General features: G+C 34.4%; 1 protein-coding gene. It reads left to right on the forward strand.

The genetic code is table 11. The annotated features are described in order from the left end of the window. Positions 1-262: energy-coupling factor transporter transmembrane component T (locus tag GUI70_RS25870; protein ID WP_161884595.1), on the forward strand; the 262-nt coding region annotated here is incomplete at both ends.

Here is a 262-nt window from a genome sequence, read left to right on the forward strand (position 1 = left end):
TTTAAAGGTTAAATCAAAAGTTGCTTATGCATTCATGGCTGCCATTCGTATGATACCTTTAATGATTAGTTCTTTAATACAGCTTCGCAGATCTTTAAAAATGCGCTATCAGATGATAGACGCGGCAAATTATAGAGGGTTAAAGCGATTTAAGCATTTAATTATACCTCTATTAAGCCAAAATATTAGAAAGGCACATCAATTATCAGTTGCGATGGAGTCGAAAGGATTTAGAGATGGTCCTCGTACTTACTATTACAAC

Source organism: Deinococcus alpinitundrae (assembly GCF_009982895.1).
GTDB classification, from domain to species: domain Bacteria; phylum Deinococcota; class Deinococci; order Deinococcales; family Deinococcaceae; genus Deinococcus; species Deinococcus alpinitundrae.